Origin of the sequence: Mesobacillus sp., assembly GCF_047739415.1 — a bacterium.
Classification (GTDB): domain Bacteria; phylum Bacillota; class Bacilli; order Bacillales; family Cytobacillaceae; genus Mesobacillus.
In genome coordinates this window covers 1-23688 of sequence record NZ_JBIQOE010000298.1, presented here as the reverse complement: position 1 = coordinate 23688, position 23688 = coordinate 1, and the positions used below count along the sequence as shown (strand labels likewise).

21 protein-coding genes are annotated in these 23688 nt (G+C 43.2%); 6 read left to right on the top strand and 15 right to left on the bottom strand.

Going from position 1 to position 23688, the window contains the following annotated elements; translation table 11 throughout:
- Window positions 1-112 precede the first annotated feature (112 nt).
- Window positions 113-1228: a citrate synthase gene (gene citZ, locus ACH0QE_RS24190; RefSeq protein ID WP_041966467.1), complete on the bottom strand. Its 1116-nt coding sequence runs from the start codon at window positions 1226-1228 to the stop codon at window positions 113-115.
- A gap of 368 nt (window positions 1229-1596) precedes the next feature.
- A complete protein-coding gene (locus tag ACH0QE_RS24185) occupies window positions 1597-2055 on the bottom strand; it encodes a DUF441 domain-containing protein (protein WP_415803010.1) in 459 nt (152 codons plus the stop codon).
- 434 nt (window positions 2056-2489) lie between these two features.
- On the opposite strand from ACH0QE_RS24185, the gene ytvI reads away from it, so the two are divergent.
- Window positions 2490-3617, top strand: a complete 1128-nt coding sequence (gene ytvI, locus ACH0QE_RS24180) for a sporulation integral membrane protein YtvI (RefSeq protein ID WP_415803008.1) — start codon at window positions 2490-2492, stop codon at window positions 3615-3617.
- Window positions 3618-3708: 91 nt separating this feature from the next.
- Here the strand turns inward: ytvI and ACH0QE_RS24175 are convergent, their stop codons facing one another.
- The 8 genes from ACH0QE_RS24175 to dnaE all read right to left on the bottom strand — a co-directional run bounded on the left by ACH0QE_RS24175 (window position 3709) and on the right by dnaE (window position 15186).
- Window positions 3709-4095, bottom strand: a complete 387-nt coding sequence (locus ACH0QE_RS24175; RefSeq protein WP_415803007.1) for an FxsA family protein — start codon at window positions 4093-4095, stop codon at window positions 3709-3711.
- Window positions 4096-4610: 515 nt separating this feature from the next.
- A complete protein-coding gene (gene pyk / locus ACH0QE_RS24170; protein ID WP_415803006.1) occupies window positions 4611-6371 on the bottom strand; it encodes a pyruvate kinase in 1761 nt (586 codons plus the stop codon).
- A gap of 32 nt (window positions 6372-6403) precedes the next feature.
- Window positions 6404-7363 (bottom strand): 6-phosphofructokinase, encoded by a 960-nt coding sequence (gene pfkA, locus ACH0QE_RS24165; RefSeq protein ID WP_415803005.1) that lies wholly within the window; start codon window positions 7361-7363, stop codon window positions 6404-6406.
- 351 nt (window positions 7364-7714) lie between these two features.
- On the bottom strand, window positions 7715-8692 hold the full coding sequence (gene accA, locus ACH0QE_RS24160) for an acetyl-CoA carboxylase carboxyl transferase subunit alpha (protein ID WP_415803004.1): 978 nt from the start codon (window positions 8690-8692) through the stop codon (window positions 7715-7717).
- Window positions 8677-9555, bottom strand: a complete 879-nt coding sequence (gene accD / locus ACH0QE_RS24155; protein ID WP_415803003.1) for an acetyl-CoA carboxylase, carboxyltransferase subunit beta — start codon at window positions 9553-9555, stop codon at window positions 8677-8679. The genes accA and accD overlap by 16 nt, the downstream gene beginning before the upstream one ends.
- Window positions 9556-9729: 174 nt before the next feature.
- Window positions 9730-10293, bottom strand: a complete 564-nt coding sequence (locus ACH0QE_RS24150; RefSeq protein WP_415803050.1) for a FadR/GntR family transcriptional regulator — start codon at window positions 10291-10293, stop codon at window positions 9730-9732.
- Between the two features lie 67 nt (window positions 10294-10360).
- Entirely contained in the window at window positions 10361-11599 is a 1239-nt protein-coding gene (locus ACH0QE_RS24145; RefSeq protein ID WP_415803002.1) for an NAD(P)-dependent malic enzyme, read from the bottom strand.
- Window positions 11600-11835: 236 nt separating this feature from the next.
- Complete coding sequence (gene dnaE, locus ACH0QE_RS24140; protein ID WP_415803001.1) at window positions 11836-15186, bottom strand: DNA polymerase III subunit alpha; 3351 nt, start codon at window positions 15184-15186, stop codon at window positions 11836-11838.
- Window positions 15187-15302: 116 nt separating this feature from the next.
- On the opposite strand from dnaE, the gene ACH0QE_RS24135 reads away from it, so the two are divergent.
- From ACH0QE_RS24135 to ACH0QE_RS24125, 3 genes are all read left to right on the top strand, one after another.
- Window positions 15303-15680 carry a YtrH family sporulation protein gene (locus ACH0QE_RS24135; RefSeq protein ID WP_051391376.1) on the top strand — a complete coding sequence of 126 codons (378 nt, stop codon included), beginning with the start codon at window positions 15303-15305 and terminating at the stop codon, window positions 15678-15680.
- Window positions 15681-16184: a sporulation membrane protein YtrI gene (gene ytrI, locus ACH0QE_RS24130; protein WP_415803000.1), complete on the top strand. Its 504-nt coding sequence runs from the start codon at window positions 15681-15683 to the stop codon at window positions 16182-16184. It abuts the gene before it with no gap.
- 554 nt (window positions 16185-16738) lie between these two features.
- Window positions 16739-17062, top strand: a complete 324-nt coding sequence (locus ACH0QE_RS24125) for a hypothetical protein (protein WP_415802999.1) — start codon at window positions 16739-16741, stop codon at window positions 17060-17062.
- Between the two features lie 56 nt (window positions 17063-17118).
- Here ACH0QE_RS24125 and ACH0QE_RS24120 read toward each other — a convergent pair whose 3' ends face one another.
- On the bottom strand, window positions 17119-18054 hold the full coding sequence (locus ACH0QE_RS24120; RefSeq protein ID WP_415802998.1) for a DHH family phosphoesterase: 936 nt from the start codon (window positions 18052-18054) through the stop codon (window positions 17119-17121).
- A 397-nt stretch (window positions 18055-18451) separates the two neighbouring features.
- On the opposite strand from ACH0QE_RS24120, the gene ACH0QE_RS24115 reads away from it, so the two are divergent.
- Window positions 18452-18748 carry a YtpI family protein gene (locus ACH0QE_RS24115; RefSeq protein ID WP_415802997.1) on the top strand — a complete coding sequence of 99 codons (297 nt, stop codon included), beginning with the start codon at window positions 18452-18454 and terminating at the stop codon, window positions 18746-18748.
- Window positions 18749-18791: 43 nt separating this feature from the next.
- On the opposite strand, the gene ACH0QE_RS24110 is transcribed toward ACH0QE_RS24115, so the two are convergent.
- The 3 genes from ACH0QE_RS24110 to ACH0QE_RS24100 form a co-directional block, all read right to left on the bottom strand.
- Window positions 18792-20111 carry a DRTGG domain-containing protein gene (locus tag ACH0QE_RS24110; protein ID WP_415802996.1) on the bottom strand — a complete coding sequence of 440 codons (1320 nt, stop codon included), beginning with the start codon at window positions 20109-20111 and terminating at the stop codon, window positions 18792-18794.
- 135 nt (window positions 20112-20246) lie between these two features.
- Window positions 20247-20495 (bottom strand): hypothetical protein, encoded by a 249-nt coding sequence (locus tag ACH0QE_RS24105; RefSeq protein WP_415802995.1) that lies wholly within the window; start codon window positions 20493-20495, stop codon window positions 20247-20249.
- Between the two features lie 106 nt (window positions 20496-20601).
- Window positions 20602-21282: a metal-dependent hydrolase gene (locus ACH0QE_RS24100; RefSeq protein WP_415802994.1), complete on the bottom strand. Its 681-nt coding sequence runs from the start codon at window positions 21280-21282 to the stop codon at window positions 20602-20604.
- Window positions 21283-21445: 163 nt separating this feature from the next.
- Here ACH0QE_RS24100 and ACH0QE_RS24095 point away from each other — a divergent pair, with 163 nt between their 5' ends.
- Complete coding sequence (locus tag ACH0QE_RS24095; RefSeq protein ID WP_415802993.1) at window positions 21446-22543, top strand: M24 family metallopeptidase; 1098 nt, start codon at window positions 21446-21448, stop codon at window positions 22541-22543.
- Between the two features lie 310 nt (window positions 22544-22853).
- Here ACH0QE_RS24095 and queF read toward each other — a convergent pair whose 3' ends face one another.
- Complete coding sequence (gene queF / locus ACH0QE_RS24090; RefSeq protein WP_167832694.1) at window positions 22854-23351, bottom strand: preQ(1) synthase; 498 nt, start codon at window positions 23349-23351, stop codon at window positions 22854-22856.
- Between the last annotated feature and the right edge of the window lie 337 nt (window positions 23352-23688).

Sequence of the window (23688 nt, the reverse complement as noted above, 5' to 3'; positions counted from 1 at the left end):
CCGTGTATCCATCGATTTAAAAAATAATTCTTTGGATAACCAGCTTCCTTCACTCTCCTATTAGAACAATTTTTCACTAAAAAGTAAAATATTGTTCCTTTATCTCTTATAATTATCTCATTTCGATGGCAACGTACTCTTGCTTGCCAGGACCTGTATAATCTGCACGAGGGCGGATCAGGCGGTTGTTGTCATACTGTTCAAGGATATGTGCAAGCCAACCAGAAACACGGCTTACAGCAAAGATCGGCGTGAACAGGTCATGGTCGATGCCAAGGCTGTGGTATACAGATGCTGAGTAGAAGTCAACATTCGGCGGAAGGTTCTTTTCGCCTGTAACGATTTCTTCAATCTTAGTGGACATTTCGTACCAGTGAGGTTCACCAGTCAGTCCTGTCAGCCTCTTGGACATTTCTCTCAAATGTTTCGCACGAGGGTCTCCAAGACGGTATACACGGTGTCCGAAGCCCATGATCTTTTCTTTGTTCGCAAGCTTTCCGCGGATTGCCGGCTCAACATTTTCAAGCGTGCCGATTTCAGTCAGCATTTTCATAACTGCTTCATTTGCTCCGCCATGAAGAGGGCCTTTCAATGCACCGATTGCAGCTGTTACACCAGAGTACACATCAGATAGTGTCGCAACGCAGACACGCGCAGTGAATGTTGAAGCGTTAAGCTCATGGTCAGCGTGAAGAACTAGCGCCTTATTCATTGCTTCTACTGCTATTTCATCTGGCTCTTCCCCAGTCAGCATGTAAAGGAAGTTTGCCGCGAAGTTAAGGTCTTCTCTTGGAGCGATTGGCTCAAGACCTTTCCTTACTCTTGCGAAAGCAGTAACGATAGCTGGCATCTTAGCCTGGAGGCGGATGGCTTTGCGGTAATTCGCTTCTTTTTCCATTACATCTGATTCATCATCATATAACCCTAAAAGAGATACAGCCGAGCGAACTGCAGCCATCGGATGGACTTTATCAATCGGGTACATCTTGAAATGCTCAAGCACTTCTTTCGGCAAAGCTGCATTCTCTGCAAGCTGCTTCTTCAATTCGTCCAATTCTGCCGCTGTAGGAAGCTTGCGGTGCCATAATAAGTAAATCACTTCTTCGAAACTAGCATTTTCAGCCAGATCGTCAATGTCATAGCCTACATAAGTCAGCGTGTCATCGATAATAGAGCTGATAGAAGATGTTGTTGCCACTACCCCTTCAAGACCACGTGTTACTGTCATACTCAATCTCTCCTTTGTAGTTAATTTCCCCATATCCCATTTTGTCTGTATGTTGAATTGCTGTCAAAAACAGCGATATCAGAAAAAAGAAATTTCTGACACTTTATACGAAAAGCCGGACCATACGCCGGCGACAGACCGATTCCAGCCGAAATGCCCTATTTACGATGGGTATCGAGCGCTTGCTCAGGCAACCGGCAAAAAGAAAATGCTTACATTTTGTTAAATAAAAAAACCGTGGATACTTTCTCCATCCCCAGGCCTATGTAGGGGGATGGAAGCAGTTACAAGTCCTATTATAAACAATTATCTGACATTTGTGAATGAAAACAACTTAAATCAATATAAAATATTATTTTACAAAAAGGCTATTTAAATAATTCAAAGATTTTCATAGCCGCAAATGCGATACCGGCACCAATCAAAGGACCTACTGCTACTCCTTTGAATAATGATACGGCCAAAATTGTTCCCAGGACAAGTGCGGTTGTTATATGGGGATCTTCCGCCAGCAAGGTAACTCCGCCTTTTGCAAGCAGAGCAACTGCCATCCCTGATATCAGGGCAATCCATGCATAGGGTGACTTGAAAGCACCACCTAAATCTTTGAAGCCAATATCGCCGCTGGCAATGGGCGCTAGGACAGCAATAGTGATAACCGTTACTCCCCAGTTAATACCCTTACCCTGGAGCAGCGAAAATGTTTTGGCTTCAATCCCGGCAATCTTCATGACAAGCAGGACCAGGACCGCAATAATTAACGATTGGTTTTTCGCCAGAAAAGCAATCGCCAATAAAGTTAGTAAAAAAAGCATAGGCTCAAGCATAAATTTGTCATCCTTCCACAGTTAAAACTATTGTAACATAATTAAAAATATTACACCAAACAGGTAGGATTAAAGATGGCAGTACCTACTGATTATACGCTTTAGATGATTGTTTAAATGCACAATTTCTCTTTTGAATAAACTACTTTTTGCAAAATTCATTATTTATATTTTAAAAGCCTTTTTACGAATTCCATTTCAAAAATCACCTCGGACGGTAATAAGAATGCTCATCTTATTTTGTTCGAAAGTCAGCATTTTACATTAGCCTTTCTTCTAGATATTTTGTATTTTAAAGGATTTTTTAAAATTAAATCGAATCTTTTAAAATGATAAACCGTATATTTTAGGAAACTTTCAGGACTGGCATCAAGCTTTTAAGATATACAAACAGTATTGGCATCCAGTTGGCCATTCCAAAAGGAGGAACCTGTTTGAATCTAGTATATCTACATAGGACATTGCGTTTTATTTCCGTCATTGGTATCGTTGTGGCCGGAGCGCTTGCACTATTTTTCGTATCCAAGGTGACTTACCCATTCATCATTGGCTTCCTGATTGCCTTTATGATGAATCCGCTCGTCAACTTTTTCCAGACGCGGGCAAAAATGCCCAGGTCCCTGGCGGTACTCATTTCCCTTGTGTTGATCATGTTGGTGTTCGCAGGACTGATCACATTGCTTGTTGTCGAGATCGCTTCAGGAGCTGAATATTTAGCGAAAGTTGTTCCTGAACATCTGGTTACTTTGATTGATTATATTGAACATTTATTTGCTGCTCAACTTATTCCACTTTACAATCAGCTAACAGGCATGTTCCAAAGCCTTGAATCGGGGCAGCAGGATACCATTATGGATAATATCCAAAACGTCGGCGCCACCATCGGGACAACGACAGGAAATTTTATCAAGGATTTCTTTGAAAAAATCCCCAACATTCTGTCCTGGTTTCCGAATGCAGCAACTGTTCTTATTTTCTCATTATTAGGGACTTTCTTCATAAGTAAAGACTGGTATAGATTATCGGCGATGGGTACCAGGTTTTTACCTAATCGCGCAAGAACGAGCAGCAAGACTGTTTTTGACGATTTAAAAAAAGCATTATTCGGTTTTGTCAGAGCCCAAGCTACACTGGTTTCGATCACTACCGTCATTATCCTGATTGGTTTGCTGATCCTTCGTATTGATTATGCCATCACGATTGCGCTGGTTACCGGTATAGTTGACATCATTCCATATCTCGGTACGGGGGCTGTCTTTGTCCCGTGGATCATCTATGAAGCGATTGCCGGTGAGATGAGTACCGCAATTGGCTTAGGCGTCTTATATGTTGTCGTATTGGTCCAAAGGCAGATCATGGAGCCAAAAATCCTTTCATCAAGCATTGGACTTGACCCGCTCGCAACCTTGATCGCTCTGTTCGTCGGCTTCAAAACCATCGGCTTTCTGGGACTGATTGTCGGTCCAGTCATCCTGGTGATCTTCAATACACTGCAACGAGCGAATGTATTCCGGGATATTTGGACATTCATTAAAGGCAAAGACGAGGTTATCTTAAAATAAGGTTGTCGTTATGCTGAATGATGAAATTTGAGACAAATGAAGACAGCTAATACTAAAAAAACGCCAACCGATGTGGTTGGCGTTTTCTATGTCAACGAATAACTTTAATCGTTCCTTTATCAATCCAGTTACGGAATAGTTTCAGCATTAATGCCTTGAAAAACTTCCTGGTCGGTGGTGCCAGTAGTAAAAACCCTAGAGTATCTGTTATGAAACCCGGTGTCAGCAGAAGGGTACCGCCGACAAGAATGCTCACCCCATCCAGGATGACATCTCCAGGCATCATGCCTCTTCTTAACTGGTCCTGAGTTCGTCTTATCGTTTCTAAACCCTGCTGCTTCGCCAAAAAAGCCCCTAGGAAACCAGTAAGGATGATGAGCAGGATCGTCGGCCATATGCCGATTGTTTGACCTGAAAGAAGCAGGATAGCAATCTCAGCAGCCGGAACAATAACTAAAAACAAAAAAATATATTTCATTCTCCACCTCAATGTTTTGGAATAGCGTGTCCTTCTATTATACGTGCCGAGCTGGTGAGAATACAATATTATGATTGCTGGAGATTTGTAATGAGAAGAACGATTGAAGATATAAAACATGACTGAACTTGCATTGATCGAATTCGGACATTTCGAGCAAGTTTACACGCTGCATTGTCTGAACTTGGTTCTACTTTTGACAGCTTTTCATCGTTTTCTGTGAAACCTGTCTGAAGTTGGCCCTTCTTTTGACAGCTTTTCTCGTTTTTCTCTCAAACCTGTCTGTAGTTGACTCTTCTTCTGACAGCTTTTCCTAGTTTCCTGTGAAAGCTGTCTGAGCTTAATGTGTCACTTACAGCCTTGAGCCCCTCACAACCCGTTGTGTAACTTCGGACGGACATTTCAGTCATGTTTAGATTCGCTTTTGTCTGCCCACAAGATGATTTCATTAATCTTCATAAATAAAAGCGTGAAATCAAAGTTGATTTCACGCTAAATTTGGAGCCTATCTCGGTTTATAAAACGCTGGCATGTCCTTTGTAGATGACGCCTCTTGCTGAGTCAACTGTAATCTCCTGGCCATCTTCAAATAGCTTCATTGCGTTTTCTACGCCTACGATAACAGGGATTCCAAGGTTCAATCCGACTACTGCCGCATGGCTTGTCAAACCGCCTTCTTCTGTGATCAAGGCACTGCATTTCTCAAGCGCTGGGACCATTTCGCGGTCTGAGCCGATTGTTACAAGGATGCTTCCTTGTTTTACCTTACTGATTGCTTCTTGTGCATCCTTTGCAACGACTACTCTACCGTATGCAGATTTGCGTCCGATACCTTGAGCTTTTGCAAGGATATCTCCTACTACATGGATCTTCATCAAGTTAGTTGTGCCTGCTTCTCCAACCGGTACGCCGGCTGTGATGACAACAAGGTCACCGTGGGAAACAAGACCACTGTTCACACTTTCTTCTACTGCGATTGCGAGCATTTCGTCTGTTGTTTCAGCTTTCTGGCCAAGCTGTGGATATACTCCCCATACTAGAGCCAGACGGCGAAGAACATGGTCATTTGATGTTGCTGCAATGATTGGAGCCTTCGGACGGTATTTAGAAATCATACGTGCTGTATGGCCGCTTTCAGTCGGTGTGATGATTGCGTTCACTTCAAGATTCAACGCTGTATGTGCAACCGATTGTCCGATAGCATCTGTAATATTGTGCTCTGTATCTTTACTGCGAGCAGATAAAAGTTCTTTATGATCAAGTGCTTGTTCTGCACGTGATGCGATATTATGCATTGTCTGTACAGCTTCTACAGGATATTGTCCTGCAGCTGTTTCACCAGAAAGCATGATTGCATCTGTACCATCAAAAATCGCATTTGCTACGTCACTTGCTTCTGCGCGTGTCGGACGCGGATTACGCTGCATGGAATCAAGCATTTGTGTTGCAGTAATGACAGGTTTGCCTAGTGTGTTGCACTTTTTGATTAAATCCTTTTGTACAAGCGGCACTTCTTCTGCCGGAATTTCAACACCAAGGTCTCCACGTGCAACCATCAGGCCATCAGAAACTTCAAGAATTTCATTGATGTTGTCGACGCCTTCCTGGTTTTCGATCTTAGGGATGATCTGGATATGGGAACCGTTGTTTTCTTCAAGAAGCTGGCGGATTTCCAACACATCTGTCGCGCGGCGCACAAAAGATGCTGCGATAAAATCTACACCTTGCTCAACACCGAATAGGATATCTTTGGCGTCTTTTTCTGTGATTCCTGGCAGGTTAACAGAAACACCTGGTACGTTCACACCTTTTTTATTCTTAAGCGTTCCGCTATTCAGAACCCTAGTTTTAATCTCATTGTTAGACTTGTCAATGCTGATAACTTCCAGACCGATCAATCCGTCATCAAGAAGGATTTTCGCTCCTGGATGTACATCATCAATCAACTGGTCATAAGTAACAGAGAACTTTTCAGGCGTACCTAGAACCTCTGTCATGGAAACGATGCATTCCTGGCCTGTCGTAAGCTCGATCGCTCCGTTTTCCATATCATTCGTACGAATTTCAGGGCCTTTTGTATCAAGAAGGATACCTACCTTCTTCCCTGTTTTCTCAGCGGCCTCTCTGATATTCTTGATACGTGCTGCGTGTTCCTCGTGATTTCCGTGTGAGAAATTAAGACGGGACACATTCATACCTGCTTCAATCAATTGAACTAATTTGTCTACACTTTCACTTGCGGGACCAATTGTACAAACAATTTTTGTTTTGCGCATAGCTTGCAACCTCCTGGTTTACTGTAAAGAGATTAAATAGAAAGCTCTTTCGATAATTTATATAAGTTCAAGTCAACAGTATGCTCTTTTGCCAAAGCCTCGATGATATCGTAATCAACTAATTGATTCTTTTCCATTCCTACAGCACGTCCGCCTTTGCCTTCCAATAAAAGCTCCACTGCCCGTGCTCCCAGCCTGCTTGCAAGTACGCGGTCGAATGCTGTAGGCGTTCCGCCGCGCTGAACATGGCCAAGGACCGTAACACGTGTATCAAAGTCAGTCTCTTCCTGTAATTGCTTCGCGAAATCATAACCGTTCATGACACCTTCTGCTACAACAATAATACTGTGTTTTTTACCACGTTCATGGCCTTTTTTAAGGCGGCCTGCTATGTCCTTCATATCATGTGGATCCTCAGGAATCAGGATAGTTTCCGCACCGCCTGCCAGACCAGACCATAACGCCAGGTCGCCAGCGTTGCGTCCCATTACTTCGACAACAAATGTTCTTTCATGTGAAGAAGCAGTATCACGGATTTTATCGATTGCGTCGATGACAGTATTAAGCGCCGTATCAAATCCGATTGTGAACTCAGTTCCTGGAATATCATTATCGATGGTTCCAGGTACACCAACACAAGGAAATCCTTGTTCAGTCAACGCCTTTGCGCCTCTGTAAGAACCATCTCCTCCAATGACAACGAGACCGTCAATCCCAAGCTTATTCAATTGCTCAATTCCTTTTTGCTGGCCTTCCTTTGTCTTAAATTCTTCGCTGCGCGCAGAATAAAGGAACGTTCCACCTCGGTGGATGATATCACCAACTGAACCAAGCTCAAGCTTTTTAATATTTCCGCTCATCAAGCCTGCATATCCGCCAAATACACCATAAACCTCTACATCATGATAGATCGCTTTTCTAACAACCGCACGTACTGCGGCATTCATGCCGGGCGAATCCCCGCCGCTCGTCAAAACACCAATTCTTTTCATCTTTTCACCTCATTCAATATGTACTGTACCAAAAACAAAACGCTGTAGTATTCTGATAGTAGCTTGTCTTATTATAAACAGAATACCCGGGAATATTTCTAAAATACCACGTAGAATACCTTATCTCAACTGAATCCTCAATATTGACAATAAGACGGAATTATCACGTAATTGCAAGCGCTTCAATAAGTTTTAAAGGGTCTTTTATTACGTCTCGTGCTCTCTATAAACCCTATGATGGCAGTTTATACGAATATAAAACTTTACAAAAAACGGTAAACAGGTTTACTTCATTGCACAAGACAGCGTGTTTTTACAACACAAAAAATAAAACGTGCTGTTTCGCACGTTTTATTTTACCCCTATAAATTCAGTTGGAAACGAAAACTCTCCAATTCGTTTATATTTTTCATAGCGCTGGTCCAGGAGTGTCTCTTCATCAAGAACAAGCAATTCGGACATCGAGTCTTTTAAAATTTTATCCATATACTTTGCCTGTTGTTTTAGATCTTTATGTGCTCCGCCCTTTACTTCGGGAATGATTTCATCTATGATTCCCAGCCCTTTAAGGTCTGGTGCCGTAATCTTCATCGTTTCGGCTGCTTTTTTCGCCAAAGTAGAATCTTTCCACAGAATGGCCGCTGCTCCTTCAGGCGAGATTACAGAGTACGTGGAGTTCTCAAGCATATGAATGTAATTGCCGACTCCAAGTGCCAGGGCTCCGCCGCTTCCGCCTTCACCAATGACCACACAGATTACCGGTACGGTGAGTCCTGCCATCTCGAATAGATTTCGGGCAATTGCCTCACTCTGGCCACGTTCTTCTGCCGCTTTCCCAGGGTAAGCCCCTTTCGTATCGATAAAGCAAATGATTGGACGCCTGAATTTTTCTGCTTGCTTCATCAGACGCAAAGCCTTTCGGTAGCCTTCAGGGTGTGGCATGCCAAAGTTCCTGCGGATATTCTCCTTCGTGTCTTTTCCGCGTTGATGGCCAATGACTGTAACAGGATAGCCGTGGAACTTGGCAATACCGCCAACAATTGCTTCATCATCTCCATATGTCCTGTCACCATGACATTCGAAGAAGTCAGTGAACAGCAAAGAGATATATTCAAGCGTTGTAGGGCGATTTGGATGGCGGGCTATCTGAACCCTGTCCCACGGTTTCATGTTTTCGTATATTTCAGATTCAAGCTTTTGAAGCCTTGCTTCAAGTTTATCTATTTCAGTAGTGAGATCTACATCCGTACTCTTGGTGAATTCCTTTAGCTCACTAATTTTCTTCCTTAATTCCAATACCGGTTTTTCAAATTCTAGTTCTCCTGCCATTCGAAAGTCCCTCCTGGCTGATGGATTTCAAGTATTCCAGCGATTTTTTCCTTCAAGTCAACTCGCGAGATTACAGCATCAAGCTGTCCATGCTTCAGCAAGAATTCAGATGTCTGGAAGTCTTCCGGCAATTCTTCGCGGATTGTCTGTTCAATAATCCTGCGGCCTGCGAAGCCAATCAAAGCTCCAGGTTCTGCTAGATTGTAGTCGCCAAGCGAGGCAAAACTCGCGGACACTCCACCTGTTGTCGGGTGAGTCATAATGGAGATGATCAAACCGCCATTATCACTGAATCTTTTCAATGCGACGCTTGTTTTCGCCATTTGCATCAAACTGAGGACACCTTCCTGCATCCTGGCACCGCCCGAAGCGGTAAAAATGATAAATGGTAAAGATAATTCATCGGCTTTTTCAATCGCCCTCGTAATCTTTTCACCTACGACGGAACCCATGCTTCCCATCCTGAAAGTCGCATCCATGATCGCTATAGCGACATCAAATCCATTCACACTGCCTAAGCCGGTAACTACCGCTTCGTTTAAACCTGTTTTGTCCCGGTCCTTTTCAAGCTTTTCCTCATATCCGGGAAATCCTAATGGATTGCCTGAAACCATCTCTCGGTCCAGTTCGCGGAAACTTCCCGCATCGAGGAAGCTGCCGATTCGCTCTGCTGAATTCATTTGATGGTGGTAACCGCACTGGAAACACACCTTACAATTTTTATTCAGTTCTTTTGTATACATGATTTTCTTGCAGTTCGGGCATTTCGTCATGATTCCTTCAGGAACATCCTGCTTCGCTGCTTCAGAAGGAATTGTCGCGTACTTTTTCTTTTTCGTTTTCGTAAAAAGTTCCTTAAGCAAGTTATAACCCCCTCCGAATAATGCTAGTTATTTTGTAATATCCTAAATTTAGTAAAAAAGAACTAAGTGGCCAGACCACTATTTCAAAAAAGAAAGAGAGGCTGCCCTCCAGGCATCATAGGCATGTCCACAAGTATATAACATCCTTTCTACAAAAGATGTTACTTCATGTCGTCATTCCGTCGACATTTTCCGCAGCATGCGATACCTTTCGAGGATCAGGTCTCCTCTTTTTGTTTCAAGCGAGTCTACCAGTTTATGATAATCAGCTTTTTCAGCCGGCGATACTTTCAACTGAAGTGCATCATAATAATCATTCAATATATACCAAATTCGATAAAAAAGGTGATTGTCAGCAAGTTCGGCAATTTTCCTGAAAAATTCCTCGTCCTCAAAATTATGGTCATCTATCCAGACCTTTAATCTTTTGATTTCGTCTTCCTTAAACTTTTCTGCCGCAAGATAAAGACAATCGACTTCAATCATATTTTTTGTTTCTACCACATCATCTTTAGCTTTTTCATCCTGCAGGATAAAGGTGCTTAATAATTGGACAAGCTGGTTGCCGCGGAAGTCCCTGATAAACGTGCCTTCTCCCCTTTTCGTCTCTATCAAACCGAGAAGCTCGAGGGCACGCAAGGCCTCGCGAACGGAGGAGCGCCCTGCATTCAGGCGCTCCGAAAGTTCACGTTCGGATGGGATTTTATCTCCTGGCTTTAAGCCGTCTTTATTAATCATTTCCCTTAGCTGCCTGACGATTTCCACATATACTTTTGTGTTTTTTTCAGGCTGTGCCACTAAGAGATCACTCACCTTTTCCAATCAATGCTAGACGCTTCGTGCGCTCTTTGACTTCATCTGGATCCACTTTAATGCGCGCAACTCCCGTTTCCATCGCTGCATTCGCTACAGCCGCTGCAACAGCAGGAGCTACACGCGGGTCAAATGGGCCTGGAATGACGTAATCACTTGACAGCTCTGATTCCTCGATCAGGCTAGCGATTGCGTCTACAGCAGCCACCTTCATCTTTTCATTGATATGGGTAGCCCTGGCATCTAATGCACCGCGGAAGATTCCAGGGAATGCAAGTACATTGTTCACCTGGTTAGGGAAGTCGGATCGGCCTGTACCAATTACTGCCGCCCCTGCTGCCTTTGCTTCCTCTGGCATGATTTCCGGCACCGGATTTGCCATCGCAAAAATAATCGGATCGTTATTCATCGTTTGAACCATTTCAGAAGTCAACGCTCCAGCGACGGATACTCCGATAAACACATCCGCGCCCTTGATCGCATCTGAAAGAGATCCTTCCACGTTGTCACGGTTTGTGAATTTAGCAACTTCATCCTTGATTGCATTCATCCCGTTAGGGCGTCCTTCATAGATCGCACCCTTTGTATCACACATGATGATGTCCCGGACTCCGTACGAATATAGAAGCTTAATGATCGCAATTCCCGCAGCTCCTGCTCCGTTTGCGACCACTTTAATTTCGTTCATTTTTTTGCCGACAATTTTAAGAGCGTTCACTAGACCAGCCACTGTTACAATGGCAGTTCCGTGCTGATCATCATGGAATACCGGAATATTCGTTTCCTTCTTCAAACGTTCTTCCACAGCGAAACAGTTTGGCGCAGCAATGTCCTCCAGGTTGACTCCACCGAATGTCGGCTCAAGGAGTTTTACAGTCTCGACAATTTTATCAACATCCGTTGTATTCAAGCAGATCGGAAAGGCATCGACGCCAGCAAAGCTCTTGAAAAGGACAGCTTTTCCTTCCATTACTGGAAGCGCGGCTTCGGGACCGATATTTCCAAGGCCCAAAACTGCTGTGCCATCAGAGACAACGGCTACCATATTGCCTTTCATTGTATAGTCATAAACGGTTTCAGGCTTATCATATATTTCCTTGCAAGGCTCCGCCACACCCGGAGAATAAGCAAGACTCAAATCTCTTGCATTCCTTACAGGTACTTTTGATTTTGACTCTAATTTCCCTTTGTTTACACGGTGCATGTGCAAAGCTTCTTCACGTAAAGTCAACTCAGGTCCACTCCTTAGTTATAGGCTTTCTTCGCCATAGATTAGCGCTTTAGTCTTGCTCATTTCCGGCTGTGATACAACTTGATTGACGGCGGGAATGAGGAAGACAGAATTTCTTCCAGAAACGACAATTATTTGCGAAGAAATACCTGGTTATAAAAAAAGTTTGCCTACTACAGTGGTCTGACCACACATATCCTTTTCCAATATAACACATCTATTATACTTGTAAAGGACTAATTTTTCAGGACGACATTATTGTCACCCAACACCTTCTTCAATTCTCCCATACTTCCATGTTCTGCATTAATGCTGAACTCGCCCGGCAGCAGAAGTGATTTCTCGGTTTCTTCGTTATACACTATTACCGGTACAGCACCATGATGTTTTTTCAATAAAGCTTTGAGTTCATTCATCTTGCCAGCATTGTTTGTTCCTTTAGCAATCCGCAAATATAGAACTGGTTTTTTTTCTGCTTCTCTTTCAAGGTCGAGCACTTGTTGCACGATAAATTGGCTCTTGCCCTCACGTTCATCGAACTTTCCTTCCAGCAGCGCCATTCTTCCCTGGCCTAACACATGTCCATATTGCTTATATACAGATGGGAAAACGACAGCGTCTGTTTCCCCGCTTGCATCGCTAATAGTGAGGAAGGACATTGCTTCACCTTTTTTCGTCCGGATTTTCTTTTCCTCAGTGATATAGACGCCAAGCCGCACTTTGCTTCCCGGAGATTTCGAGGCAATCTTTTTAACACCTGCTGCCTTGAATTCTTTTTCGTAAATTGAAGCCGGATGCTTGGATAAATAGACTCCGAGCACATCCTTTTCGAGGCTGAGCTTGTCCTCGATCCGCATCGGGTCGACCTGGGTATACTTTGGCTTCAGGGAAAACTCTGCTTCAGCGAACATATCAATCTGTCCGGAGTCATCGGGAGCCACAAGCTGTGCGTGTTCAATCGCGACATCAATCGTCGCTAAAAGAACAGCGCGGTCCTGGCCGAATTCATCGAAAGCTCCTGAATAAATCAATGCTTCGAGCACCTTTCTAGAGGCAGCCTTATGAGGCACACGGATACAAAAGTCGAATATATCTTTAAATGGCTGGTTTCGTCTCGCCTGGAATATTTCCTTGAGAGAGGCAATTCCTACACCTTTAATCCCTGCGAGGCTATACCTGACACCATCGCCTTCTGGCTGGAAGCTGAAAGCACTTTTGTTGATCGAGGGAGGAAGAAGTTTGATTTCCATTTGCTGCAGCTCTCTTGCATACTGTGCGATTTTCAGATCATTTCCAATTGCCGAAGTAAGCAGCGCAGCCATAAAATAAAGCGGATAATGAGCTTTGAGGTACGCCAGCTGGTAGGCAATCATGCTGTATGCCACCGCATGGCTACGATTAAAGCCGTAGTTTGCAAAACGGACAATCAAATCATAAATAAGATTCGCTGTTTGAGTGTCATAGCCTTTCTTTAAAGCCCCATTCACAAAATGTTCACGTTCCTGGTCAAGAACTTCCTTCTTCTTCTTTGAAACGGCTCTCCTCAGCAAATCCGCTTCACCTAACGAAAATCCTGCCATCTGTGATGCAATCTGCATGATTTGCTCCTGATAGACGATAACCCCGTATGTGTCCCGGAGAATCGGTTCGAGGTCCTTATGGTAATAGTCTATAGGCTGTCTTCCGTGCTTGCGGTCAATGAACAACGGGATATTTTCCATCGGACCTGGACGATAAAGGGCATTGACTGCGACAATATCTTCAAACCTTGTTGGTTCCAGCTTCATCAGTACTTTTCTCATCCCATCGGATTCCAGCTGGAAAATACCTGTCGTCTCTCCCCTACCAAGCATCTCGAATGTTTCTTTATCTTCAACCGGTATATCATGAGTGTCCAGCTTGCGCCTTGTTTTTTGCTGGATGGAGTGAAGGATTGAATCTATTAAAGTCAGATTCCTTAATCCTAGGAAATCCATCTTCAATAGACCTATTTCCTCAAGGTGGTCCATAGAATATTGGGTAAGGAAAACCTTGGACTGACCGGATTGAATCGGCACCACATTTGTAAGTGGCTGTTCGCTGATCACGACTCCCGCAGCGTGAGTCGAAGTATGCCGCGGCAAACCTTCAAGCTTGATTGCCGTTTCAAGGATTCTCTTATTCTTAGAGGTTTCTTCAATAAAATCTCTTAACCCGGCAGATTCCTTGATGGCGTCTTTTAGGGTGATGCCAAGTCTCGATGGCACAAGCCTTGACAGTCGGTCGAGCTCCTTTGCGTTCAAGCCGAAAACGCGGCCAACATCCCTTACTGCTGCCTTCGCAGCGAGCGTCCCAAAAGTGGCAATCTGTGCTACATGAAGCTCTCCATATTTGGAGGCGACATATTCGATCACCTCATCCCTGCGATTATCAGGGAAGTCGATATCGATATCAGGCATTGAAATTCGTTCTGGATTCAAGAACCTTTCAAACAGTAGATTATGTTCAATCGGGTCGGCATCGGTAATGTACAATACATAAGACACAATTGAGCCAGCCGCCGAACCACGTCCGGGTCCGATGAGGATTCCTTTTTCCCTCGAGTATTTTATGAAATCCCAAACAATCAAGAAGTAATCGCTGAAGTTCATTTTTTTAATGATTGATAACTCATATTTCAGTCTGTCTATATGCTTTTGGGAGGGATTTCCGTATCGTTCTTCAAGTCCCTGAAAGCACATTTCTTCGAGCATTTCATCTGCATTTTTTCCCGGATCGACAGGGAACTTTGGCAGATGCCTTGTTTCAAAGTCAAGCATGACATTGCAGTTCTCCGCTATCTTCAGGGTATTCTCCAATGCTTCAGGATACTCTGAGAACAGCTCGCCCATTTCTTTTGCTGGCTTTAAGTAAAATTCGCTGCTGCCTAGCTTTTCACGGGCTTCATCCTGGAGTTTCTCACCATTCTTGATCGCCAGCAGGCACTCCTGAGAAAATGAATCTTCTTTTTCCAGATAATGCACCTGGTTGGAAGCAGTCAGCGGAGTGTTGGTTTCACTGCCCAAACTTGCCAGCTGTCCAACTAATTCCTTTTGCCCGGGTAGGCCCTGGTCCTGTAAAGATAGGTAAAAGTTATCCCTGCCAAAGATCTGCTTGTATAGATCCACTGTCTTTAGTGCTTGCTCTCTTTCACCGTTTGTTAAATAATATTCTATTTCTCCCAGGGTTCCCGGAGTTATGGCAAATAGGCCAGAAGCGTAATGTTTCAGCCATTTCACCGGTATTCCCTCAGGTGATTTCGTCTGTACAGCACTGGAAATCTTAATCAGGTTCTGGAATCCTTCATTATTTTTGGCGAGTAGCACAAGCGGGAAGGATTCATGTTCCAGAGTGGGGCTGACTACGTCAACAGTCAGGCCGAGCAATGGTTTGACCGAGTTCCTTAGGCATTCTTTATAAAATGCGACACTTCCGTACATTACATTGCGATCCGTCAGTGCGAGTGCGGAAAATCCTTTTGCCCTGGCATCGCGGACTAGCTGCTCTACTGTCGCCGTACTCGTGAGCAGGCTGTATGCACTATAGACATGAAGGTGAATAAATGGCATTTCTCTCACACCCTTAATGGTTCATCTTCTTTCATTATAGGCTTTTAAGGAAAAAAAAGAAAATATGTTCTCATTTGTTCAAGGAAGTTTAAACATATTAAATGCAGATTGTCCATATGATGAATTACGAGGAAAAAATCTACCATTTACAGAGGGTGTTTTATTTGAATCAGCCATTTGCTTCCCATCTATTCGAAGCCTATTTTATCGCGCTTGGTGTATTGCTTGGCGGCTCGTTGATTGGCGGATTGGCCGCTTTTTTGACAGGACAGCCTTTAATGACGGAAATTGCCCGGTTCTCAAGTTCCATCCGGATATGGGCTATCATTGCTGCGATCGGCGGTACCTTTGATACTGTCTACAGCTTTGAACGGGGGCTTTTGAACGGTGAAACAAAGGATATCTTCAAGCAATTCCTTTTGATCCTAACAGCCATGGGTGGTGCGCAGACTGGTGCACTTCTGATCAACTGGCTTACGCAGGAGCATGTATAAATGAGAATCCCCCCTTATTATCGCAGGCCTGAATGGCAGAGATTTTTTTCAGGTGTAGCAGTTGGTGCCATAGTTAGCTGGGTATTATTTTTATACTTTAATGGTGCATGGATGGAAAAACACGCGAAAAAAATTGAGCAACAGAAAGATGAGATCGCCGACCTGCAAAGCGATATCAAAATCTGGATGGAGGATTATGAAGAATTAAACAAAAAGAACCAGGAGAACTTGACTGTCCAGGAGATCAAGGTGAAGATCGTCAACGATAAAAAATATAAACAGCTTGATACGCTAAGCATCTACGAGATCGAGGAGGAGACCAAGGGACAGTTGAACATGCTCCTTGCCAAGGATCTGGATTCGGTTTTTAAAAGCAGGGATTTGATCACCAGAGTGATTGAAAACAAATCCATCAAAGTGAATGACAAGCGTTATAAACTGAAAATCAAATCAATGGTCATATATACTTCCGTCAGCATCCAGGTGGAGATTAGCCTTGATTGAACCGGAGAGAGAATCGGAATCCTTGCGAGTACAGCTTCTTTTTGACAGCTTCAGAGGCTTTTGCATGAAAGCTGTCATGATTCCGGATTTTCTTGACAGCTTTGGGCTCTTACCCCTGTAACCTGTCACAATAACTGCGTTTTCTTGACAGCTTTGGGCTCTTAACCCTGTAACCTGTCACAATAACTGCATTTTCTTGACAGCTTTGGGCTCTCACCCCTGTAACCTGTCACAATAACCATGTTTTCTTGACAGCTTTGGGCTCTTACCCCTGTAACCTGTCACAATAACTGCGTTTTCTTGACAGCTTTGAGGCATGCCACATAAAAGCTGTCACGATTCCGGCTTTATTTTGACAGCTTTGATGGATTCAGCACGAAAGCTGTCACGATTCTCGCTTTATTTTTACAGCTTTAGAGTTATCTCAAAGGAGCTGTCCTGATCCGGCCAGTAAATAAAGGTAATTCCCTCCAGTTGTTATCAGTTTGTGTCACGCCTGATAAAACCGGGAAATATAAAAAGAAATTCGAAGATATAGACTGGAGGGATGTAAGATGAGTTTTAACAACGGAGCTGGCAATAGCGGCAGTGGTGTTGGCGGAGGTGTATTCCCTGCGTACGCCATGAATAACCGTGACCAGGAAAACCAGGTGAAATTAAATGAGGACCAGTATGATGTATTTGTGAATGGTGATTTTGTTGGTCAAAAAAGCCTTAAAAATCAAGGTGAGAATCTTTCTGACATTGATGACTTCTTAAAACAGCAAGGAATCAGTGATTTTACAGCATCCCTTGATGGTGACCACTACAAGGTCAAGACAGATGGTTCGGATAAAGAAATCGCAGATGCATTACAAGTGTATTTTAATAATAGATAAATGATAGTAGCAAGGTGCGTTCCAACTAGGAAACGCACCTTGCTCTGTCTTTCGAGCTATTCCTTGCAGGCTCGAATGAGGTCAGCAAGAACTTTGTCGACATCATCCCATGAATAGATGGATGCACCCGCGGCCAGTGGATGGCCTCCTCCATTGTAATTCCTGGCGATCGTGTTGATTACAGGTCCTTTGGAACGGAGGCGTACCCGGATTTGATCTTCTTCCTCAATGAAGAACACCCACGCCTTGATTCCTTTGACATTCCCCAATTCACTCACAAGCAAGGATGCTTCAGAAGGCTTGACTGAATACTGATCAAGCAGTTCCCTCTTCATCACGACCTTGGCCGCACCATTTTCCAGCAGTTCGAAGTTCTGGAGAATGTACCCGTTCAACTTCACCACATTCGGTGCCAGTTCATACATTCTGTCATAAAGCTCGGTACGCGAGAAGTTATAGTGGATCAATTCCCCCGCATAGGCAAATGTTTTATTGGTCGTGCTTGGATACAGGAATCGGCCAGTATCGCCCACAATTCCGGCGTACAGCAATCTGGCTGCCTCGTCAGAGATCCGCAGGCCCTTTTCCTTGAAGGTAAGGTAAAACTCATAGACCATTTCACTGGTAGAGCTCGCAGAAGTATCTACCCATTGCAGGTCTCCATAAGGATCTTCATTCGGGTGATGGTCAATTTTCACCAGCTGCTCCCCTAAACGATAACGCTCATCACAAATCCGCTCAGCATTCGCTGTGTCACATACAATGACCAACGCCCCTTTAAAAGTATCGTCAGAGATTGAATCTAACCTTCTCAGGTAATTAAGCGATGGCTCCTCTGCGCCGACAGTGTAAATATTCTTTTCAGGAAACGAAGCCTTCAGGATTTCAGCCAGCCCTCCCTGTGAACCGTAAGCATCAGGATCCGGTCTCACATGGCGATGGATAATGATCGTTTCATAATTTTCTATAGCTTCAAGTATTTGCTCTTTCATTAAAATGCTCCTTCACCTTTTTCATATCTTAATTATGAACATATTTTTTGGAAAAGAAAAGCAGGAAGACATTTTGCGGGGAGTGTTTATCTGGAAAAAAAGCGCGTTTTTTTCCAGTTTGCGAATAAACGGGTGAATTTTGCGAATAAAACTTATGGTTTTGCGAATAAAACTATTTTTTTGCGAATAAATCTATTTTTTTGCGAATAAAATTATTATTTTTGAAAATGAATTTACTTTTTCACGAATAAACAATAAATGATTGCGAATAAACTCCATCCACACTTTCCTTCTTAGCATTTCAACCAATGTATTGGACCAATGCAACGCAAACTGTATGGCATTCTTTTAAAATTAACGGTAAAATAGGAGTGATTCTGAATGTGGAGGAAATGTAATGCCTATTTTTGTACTATTAATTGTTCTTTCATTCGTCTTTTATATCTTTTACAAAGTCAAATATGTCCGCAGCAAACGGCCCGCTGAGCGAAAATGGCTTTCAGCCAAGTCCAGCATCGCCCTGGGATTGTTCGTCGCACTATTTGGTATCAATCAACTGTTCCTTTTCCAGACTACTGTCACATACATTGTGGGTGCTATATTCATTATCATTGGTTCATTGAGCGTCTGGGGCGGGATTAAAGCGTATAAATTCTACCTTCCGCATGCTGCCAAGGAAGCCCAGGAAAATTAAAGCACAATAAAGCCGATCCGGTTAAGGATCGGCTTTATTTATTTTAGTGCCTGTCAATAAGCTGGCACATCATCATGGCTTTCCCGACGAGGACTCCATCATTGAAGGCTTCGATATCGACCTTACCGAACTTTCTTCCTACCTCGAGAACTTTTGGGTAAATTTCTATTACACTGTCAATCTGCACTGGCTTCATAAAATAGATCGTCATATTCTCGACAACCAGATCGCCTTTTTTATATCCTCGCAGCACACGGTTCGCGGCTTCTGTGACGATTGTCGTAAACACGCCATATGAAATCGTCCCAAGATGGTTCGTCATCTGCGGAGTCACCTGGCAGCGGAAAATGTCTTCATCCTTTGTTTTCCCTTTTGCCAGGACAAGCTGGTTTGTTACCGTATCATCCAGCGTCTCCCCTACCTGCGGCTGGCGCTGGATCATTTGAAGAGCCTTCAATACATCCTGCCTGCTGACTATGCCCTGAAGCCTGTTGGCATCATCCACAACCGGGAGGACTTCAATGCCTTCCCACACCATCATGTGGGCAGATGAAGCGACACTCGTTGAACCGCTTACGGTCATTGGATTCTTTGTCATGATTTTCTCGATCAATGTATCCTGTTCATGACCCATAACGTCCTTTGATGTGATCATCCCGATTACTTTCATATTCTGGTCCACTACCGGGAAGCGGCTGTGCAGTGATTCATCCTTGTGCCGGTACCAATCAGATACACGGTCATCCGCTTTGAGAAAAATGGTTTCAGAAACCGTCGTCAGGATATCCTCGACAAGGATGATTTCTTTTTTGATCAATTGGTCGTATATCGCACGGTTGATCATTGTCGCTACTGTAAAAGTATCATAACTGCTTGAAATGATCGGCAGCTGCAGTTCATCTGCCAGCTTTTTTACATGGTCTTCGGCATCGAAGCCACCCGTCACTAAAACAGCTGCCCCTGCCCTAAGCGCTTGCTCATGCGCTTTGTCGCGGTTCCCGACAATTAGCAGGTTGCCCGCCCCTGTATACCGCATCATCGCTTCAAGCTTCATTGCACCGATGACGAATTTATTCAATGTTTTATGAAGTCCGGCGCGGCCGCCCAGTACCTGTCCATCGACGATATTGACAACTTCGGCAAAAGTAAGTTTTTCAATGTTTTCTTTCTTTTTCCGTTCAATCCTGATGGTGCCTACACGTTCAATCGTGCTGACATACCCTTTATTCTCAGCATCCTTGATGGCTCTATATGCAGTTCCTTCGCTTACGTTCAGCGCCTTGGCGATTTGGCGTACCGATATCTTTTCTCCTATTGGCAATTCATCTATATATTGAAGTATTTGTTCATGCTTAGTTGCCAAGACTTTCACCCTTTTTAATAATTTTCCGTACAAAGTAGTTCTATCCATTACCATTATAAGGTTTTAAAGGGTTGGATTCAATTTAATTAGGGTGTGGGAGTTTTTTATCGCAAAAAGAAAAACTGGCTGATCCTCTCAGCCAGTATATACGCGTGATTTTCTTTTCGGGTTGGCTTCCATTTTTCTGCTGGCTGTCCGGGCGCGCTTTTTTGGAGTGTATAAAAAGGCTGCCAGATTTCCTGCAAAGACGAGCAATGCGAGGAATAACCATGAACCGGCGAACAAAGCTTCTTTGCCCCCGACCTGGAAGTTAAGCTCTGGCATCGCTATGTAAAGCATCACGCCGCATAACAACAAGTATAGCAAGTAGCGGTTTTTCTTCATTTTCCCCCTCCTATAGGTTGTCTTATTTTATATCTATGCTTCCATAGCTAAAAAAAGCATGTGAAATAGAAAAAGCTGCACAACTTTTTGTGCAGCTTAATTACTTCTATAATTCAATTGTCTCTCCTGCTTCGAGTACGCGGCCTTTATTTTTCTTAAGCATTTTTACAAAAGCATGTGGATTCTGCTTGATTGGCGGGAATGTATTAAAGTGAATCGGCACGACTTCCTTTGCATTCAGGAATTCTGCTGCCAATGCGGCGTCTTCCGGTCCCATCGTAAAATTATCGCCAATTGGCAGGAATGCAAGGTCGATTGGATGCCTTTCACCAATCAGCTTCATATCAGAGAACAATCCAGTATCGCCCGCATGGAAAACGGTCTTTCCTTCTGCCATGAACAGGATTCCGGCTGGCATTCCACCATAAATGATTTCATTGTTTTCAGTAATCATACCAGTACCATGGAATGCCGGTGTCATTTTCACTTTGCCAAAATCAAATTCATAAGCGCCGCCAATAGACATGCCGTGTGTGTTCAGGCCTTTCCAGCTTAAGTATGTAGCAACTTCGAAGTTGGCGATTACAAGTGATTCATGTTTTTTAGCCAGTTCCACTGTATCTCCCAGATGGTCTCCGTGCGCATGGGTCAAGATGATGACATCCGGCTTCACATCCTCCACCCTCAAATCAGTAAGGTCATTGCCGGTGATGAATGGGTCAATCAGGATGTTCTTCCCATTTGTTTCGATTTTAACAACAGAATGGCCGTGATAAGATACTTTCATATTATCGCTCCTTTCAATCATTCATTAGATATTTCAACGTTACTTCCCTATCTCCTGCTTCCTTTTTCTATATACCCACTAAGTCTCTACTATAAAAGTTTTACTTTTCAACTGTGAATTGCTACTCTCATAGTGTGATGTACATATAAGAGGAGGAATTTCTATGACTGAAAGATTGGCTGCATTATCAGGATGGATGAAGGACAATGGTGTCGATGTTACTTTTGTTACTTCCCCTGACAATGTATTTTACTTGAGCGGATTTTTAAGCGATCCTCACGAAAGACTGCTGGCGGTTGCTGTTTTCCAGGATGCTGAGCCCTTCATGATATGTCCGGCGATGGATAAGGAAAATGCGAAAAACGCGGGATGGGAACTTGAAATCATTGGCTACAGCGATACGGATGATTCAATGGAGCTAGCTTACACCGCCATTAAAAAGCGCGTCCCTTCTATCAAGAAAACCGCTATCGAGAAGGAACAACTTAATGTAGAGCGCTATGAAAAAATGGCTGGCCTTTTTGGCGGTTCTGAATTCGTTTCGGCGGAAGAAAAACTTCGCCAGATGCGAATGATCAAAACGGAAGAAGAATTGCAAAAGCTGAGAGTAGCGTGTGAGCTAGCTGATTTTGCCATCCAAACAGGAGTAAATGAAATCCAGGAAGGCAAAACCGAGCTAGACGTCCTTGCAGCGATTGAATATGAATTGAAGAAAAAAGGCGTAACGGAAATGTCGTTTTCAACGATGGTCCTTACTGGTAAAAATGCAGCAGCTCCACATGGTACACCTGGGCTTACAAAGATCAAGAAAGGCGACCTCGTCTTGTTCGATCTTGGCGTTGTGATGGATGGCTATTGTTCTGATATCACAAGGACCGTTGCTTACGGTGAGATCAACAAAAAGCAGGAAGAAATTTATAACACCGTTTTAAAAGCACAGCTGAAAGCCCTGGATACTGCACGAGCTGGTGTTGCCTGCTCAGAGGTCGACCTTGCAGCACGCAATGTGATTGAAGAAGCTGGATACGGGGACTACTTCCCTCACCGCCTCGGACACGGACTCGGAGTCAGTGTCCACGAGTATCCTTCATTAACAAGCACGAATCCTTTATTAATGGAAAAAGGAATGGTGTTCACTGCTGAGCCAGGAATTTATGTACCGGGCGTAGCCGGCGTGAGAATCGAAGACGATGTCGTCATTACAGAGGACGGAATCGAAATTTTAACGAAATTCCCTAAAGAATTGGTATTTGTATCGTAAAATGAAACCAAAACCGCCTGAATTACGTGATCAGGCGGTTTATTTTCGGCTGAAAAGGCTAATTTCCATAGCGCAAATAACGTTTCAATATTTTTATAGCGACTTTTATTTTTATATAGCGAGTTTTTATACTTTATATAGCGAGTTTCACTTTTTTATAGCGAGTTTTTGCTTTTTATAGCGACTTCTAATTTTTTATAGCGACTTTTTCTTTTTTATAGCGATATCCCGATTTTTATAGCGAAATGGAAAATATCCATGATTTTTTCCAGTTAAAAAAGAGCAGCACCTGCGTCTGCTCTTTTTATATTTAGCGATTATCCACTTTTTCAGGATACATATCGTGATTCATCATCCGGTAGTTTGCCATTTCTTCATACTTCGTTCCGGGCTTGCCGTAGTTGGTGTAAGGATCGATCGAGATACCGCCTCTTGGCGTAAATTTGCCCCAAACCTCAATATACCTTGGATCCATCAGCTTGATCAGGTCATTCATGATGATGTTCATGCAATCTTCGTGAAAATCACCGTGGTTCCTGAAGCTGAATAAATATAATTTCAGCGCTTTGCTTTCGACCATTAATTTATCAGGAATGTAGCTGATGTAAATCGAAGCAAAATCAGGCTGGCCTGTGATCGGGCAAAGACTCGTGAATTCCGGTGTGTTGAATTTTACAAAATAATCCCTGTACGGATGCTTGTTTTCAAAAGTTTCAAGGATTTCAGGGCTGTACTCAAACAAGTATTTTGTTCCTTGATTGCCAAGCAATGTCAAATCTTTCATTTCCTCATCTTTTCTTCCAGCCATTTTAAATGCCTCCTATATATCTGCAGCCGCTATTTGAGGCCAGGAACCCTGCTTTTCAAATAAAAAACCATATCCTCTGAGATATGGTTGAATTAATCAAAGCCATAGTTTTTTATAGAGGGTGTCCGCTATGAACCTCTCCCGCGAATGCAGGATGAATTATTCATTTTTATATAGCAACTATAATGAAATACCATTTCAAAGTCAAAAGAAAATTTTGATAAGAAATATGACAAATTCATGTATTTCCATATTTTATTTTTACATATGTTCATGAGGTTATTTACATATGTTCACCTACCTGATATATTATTCATGTAAGTAACACATAATATAT

Bases quoted from the DNA above. Each gene is read 5' to 3' on its own strand.
- ACH0QE_RS24150 (WP_415803050.1), bottom strand. From the start codon at position 10,293: ATGATTAATAAAGACGGCTTAAAGCCAGGAGATAAAATCCCATCCGAA.
- accA (WP_415803004.1), bottom strand. From the start codon at position 8,692: ATGGCAGGAGAACTAGAATTTGAAAAACCGGTATTGGAATTAAGGAAG.
- ACH0QE_RS24115 (WP_415802997.1), top strand. From the start codon at position 18,452: ATGCCTATTTTTGTACTATTAATTGTTCTTTCATTCGTCTTTTATATC.
- ACH0QE_RS24135 (WP_051391376.1), top strand. From the start codon at position 15,303: ATGATGAATTACGAGGAAAAAATCTACCATTTACAGAGGGTGTTTTAT.
- ACH0QE_RS24100 (WP_415802994.1), bottom strand. From the start codon at position 21,282: ATGAAAGTATCTTATCACGGCCATTCTGTTGTTAAAATCGAAACAAAT.
- ACH0QE_RS24125 (WP_415802999.1), top strand. From the start codon at position 16,739: ATGAGTTTTAACAACGGAGCTGGCAATAGCGGCAGTGGTGTTGGCGGA.
- citZ (WP_041966467.1), bottom strand. From the start codon at position 1,228: ATGACAGTAACACGTGGTCTTGAAGGGGTAGTGGCAACAACATCTTCT.
- queF (WP_167832694.1), bottom strand. From the start codon at position 23,351: ATGGCTGGAAGAAAAGATGAGGAAATGAAAGATTTGACATTGCTTGGC.
- dnaE (WP_415803001.1), bottom strand. From the start codon at position 15,186: ATGCCATTTATTCACCTTCATGTCTATAGTGCATACAGCCTGCTCACG.
- ACH0QE_RS24185 (WP_415803010.1), bottom strand. From the start codon at position 2,055: ATGCTTGAGCCTATGCTTTTTTTACTAACTTTATTGGCGATTGCTTTT.
- pfkA (WP_415803005.1), bottom strand. From the start codon at position 7,363: ATGAAAAGAATTGGTGTTTTGACGAGCGGCGGGGATTCGCCCGGCATG.
- ACH0QE_RS24095 (WP_415802993.1), top strand. From the start codon at position 21,446: ATGACTGAAAGATTGGCTGCATTATCAGGATGGATGAAGGACAATGGT.
- ACH0QE_RS24175 (WP_415803007.1), bottom strand. From the start codon at position 4,095: ATGAAATATATTTTTTTGTTTTTAGTTATTGTTCCGGCTGCTGAGATT.
- ACH0QE_RS24120 (WP_415802998.1), bottom strand. From the start codon at position 18,054: ATGAAAGAGCAAATACTTGAAGCTATAGAAAATTATGAAACGATCATT.
- pyk (WP_415803006.1), bottom strand. From the start codon at position 6,371: ATGCGCAAAACAAAAATTGTTTGTACAATTGGTCCCGCAAGTGAAAGT.
- ACH0QE_RS24105 (WP_415802995.1), bottom strand. From the start codon at position 20,495: ATGAAGAAAAACCGCTACTTGCTATACTTGTTGTTATGCGGCGTGATG.
- ytrI (WP_415803000.1), top strand. From the start codon at position 15,681: ATGAGAATCCCCCCTTATTATCGCAGGCCTGAATGGCAGAGATTTTTT.